Genomic DNA, 2,859 nt, shown 5'->3' on the forward strand with positions numbered 1-2,859 from the left:
CTCTTCAACAAGCTGGTCTCGCTGGTCCCGCAACTCGTTGCCTTCTTTACCCGCCACCGTTTCTAAGCGAATTTTATCATTCAAGTTTGCTATATCCGCGGCTAAGACGGTCACCTGGCTTGATAAGCTTTCCAAGTTGGCATTGATCGACTCATTCTGTCGCATCACTACAGAGTGAAGGTCATTAAAGCGACGCCCTAATGCTTCAGATTCCGCGACCAATAACTCTCGGTTAGGTAATGATGTAGGATCATCAACTGCGTTCTGTAATGCATTGAAATACTGATCGATGGCAGTTGAGATACTTGTACTATCGGATGCAAGCAAGTTATCTAACTGCGATGCCATCCCTGCAAACGCATCAGTACGATTAAAGCTAGAGGAGTCAGCCCAAACCTGACGGGACAAGAAATCATCCGTTACCCGATTAATATCACTAACGTTGACGCCTTTTTGGGCTTCCCAAGTGGTCAGATTTGCAACCTGACGGCTATAACCGGGAGTATTTACATTAGTGATATTCTGCCCTACAACAGACAACGCCGTTGTATTTGCAGTTGTCCCTTGAACCCCTAAGTTCAGAAGATTAAAGCTGGACATAAACATGCTCCCAAACGTGCTGTGGATATAGACAAACTAACTTCATATTTCATCTCGCCCATTGCGAACAGAAGCTGATGCCAACAAATCACCATCCAGAATCGTTGTGATTTTTTGCGCGTATTGCGGATCGGTAGCGTATCCCGCTTGCTGCAATTGGTTCAGATAGGCATAGGGATCGGCTGCTGACTCCAGCGCCATCTGATAGCGCGGACTGTCTTTCAGAAAGTCGATGTAGTCGCGAAAACTCTGTTCGTAATCTTCGTATGCTCGAAACGATGCGCGTTCACGCTGCGCAACACCGCCGCGAAACTCCAGCGTATTGGTTGCAACACTGTCACCGCTCCAGCGACTATCCGCTTTGATATTAAACAGGTTATGACTGCTGCCACCGTCACCGCGCTGAATGAGGTGCTTGCCCCAACCGGTTTCAAGTGCGGCCTGTGCTAGCAACACCTTAGGATCAACACCAATCTCTTCCGCGACGGATGTCGCCAGTGGCATCAGTGCTTCGACAAACTGTTCTGGCGATTCAAAACGCTGTGGATAAGTCGTTTTGGACGCTAACGCGCCAGAAACATTCATAGTTTCTGTCACTGATCCTGCAGGAGTCGCCGGCGTCAGACTCGACCGGAGCGCCGCTGGAACTTCCGGTTTTTGCTCCGGGCTGACCACGGCATCGCTTAGCATCGTATTCGCGGCCAAGTTGCCGGTCGTATCAAATGCGCGATTTAACATGCGCTCCGCTTTTGACAGCTGGAAATTCTGATCCTTATCCTCGTCATCAGAAGCCGCACCGCCATCGGTTGGCAAACCGGTCTGACGCGACAACTGCTGCACGATCACATCCGCCAAACCCATACCACCACTCTGCGCAAGCTCCATGGTCATCTGGCTGTCGAGCATCTCGGTGTAGAACTCGGTTTGGCTGCTGTTGAGAAAATTGTCTTCACCAAAGCTTTGATTAGCTTCACGCATACTTTTCATCAGCATGGACATGAAGACCTGCTCGAACTGCTGAGCAACCTGCTTCAGGGCAGCTTCGTTATCATCCTTTGCCAACCGGCTGATTTTGTTCAGCTCGTTCAGCTCGGTGTATAACGCATTGTGAGTACCGCTACCGCCGGTCGGTTTAATATTCATAATCAGATCACTATCAATTCAGCTTTGAGCGCACCGGTCTGCTTCAGCGCTTCAAGAATCGCCATCAAATCGCCCGGCGCCGCACCGACCTGATTCACCGCTTCAACGATATCCTGCAGATTTGTACCCGGAGAGAACTCGAACATATGACCGGAGCCGGCATCAACCTCAATCCCAGTACGCGGGGTCACAACCGTATCGCCGCCCGCCAGCGGATTGGGCTGGTTAACGTCTTGTGCCTCAGTGATAGATACGGTCAATCCACCATGGGTAATCGCGACCGGTGACACCCGTACGTTTTGCCCGATGACAATCGTACCGGTACGGGAATTAATGATGACTTTAGCCACTTCCTTCGCGGGCGTGACCTGCAGATTTTCAAGGACCGATGCAAACGATACACGCTGAGCCGGATCACGCGGTGCACGTACGCGGATGGAGGTCGCGTCCAGGGCGCTGGCTACACCATCACCCAGCAAACCGTTAATCTGTTCTGCCACCCGACGTGCCGTGGTGAAGTCAGGGTAGTTGAGGTTCAGCACCATACTGTCACCCTGACTAAAGGCATTCGGTACCGCGCGCTCTACGGTTGCACCGTTTGGAATACGACCAACGCTTGGAACATTCAGGGACAAACGAGAGCCATCAGCACCCTGCACACCAAAGCCGGATACGACCAGATTGCCCTGAGCAACGGCATAAACCTGCCCATCAGCACCTTTCAGGGTACTCATCAACAACGTCCCACCACGTAAACTCTTGGCATTCCCCAGCGCAGATACCGTAACGTCGATGGTCTGCCCCGGTTTTGAAAACGCGGGCAGATCGGTATGAATGGCGACAGCCGCAATATTCTTAGACTTAGGGTCGGTGCCTGGCGGCAGTACCAAGCCGAAATTGTTCAACATGTTACGAAATGTCTGCGAGGTAAAGCTGGTTTTATCACCGGTACCATCCAGACCTACCACCAAGCCGTAGCCCACCAGCTGGTTGGAACGCACACCGGCAATACTCACCATATCCTTCAGACGATCAGCCTGTGCCAGCGGAGAGACCACGCTGAGCAGTAACAGAACCGAGAATAGACGTTTCATCACAAGTCCCCTCAAAAAGGCC

At 51.7% G+C, this 2,859-nt stretch carries 2 protein-coding genes and 1 pseudogene; all 3 read right to left on the reverse strand.

Annotation, left to right across the window (positions count from 1 at the left end):
• A pseudogene (locus ABYW01_RS18395) lies at nucleotides 1-600 on the reverse strand (flagellar hook-associated protein FlgK); the annotation flags it as partial.
• A 42-nt stretch (nucleotides 601-642) separates the two neighbouring features.
• Nucleotides 643-1,743 carry a flagellar assembly peptidoglycan hydrolase FlgJ gene (gene flgJ / locus ABYW01_RS18400; protein WP_372835656.1) on the reverse strand — a complete coding sequence of 367 codons (1,101 nt, stop codon included), beginning with the start codon at nucleotides 1,741-1,743 and terminating at the stop codon, nucleotides 643-645.
• A 2-nt stretch (nucleotides 1,744-1,745) separates the two neighbouring features.
• Complete coding sequence (locus ABYW01_RS18405; RefSeq protein ID WP_372835659.1) at nucleotides 1,746-2,837, reverse strand: flagellar basal body P-ring protein FlgI; 1,092 nt, start codon at nucleotides 2,835-2,837, stop codon at nucleotides 1,746-1,748.
• Nucleotides 2,838-2,859 lie beyond the last annotated feature (22 nt).

Source organism: Pontibacterium sp., from assembly GCF_041587635.1.
Lineage (GTDB): Bacteria > Pseudomonadota > Gammaproteobacteria > Pseudomonadales > Balneatricaceae > Pontibacterium.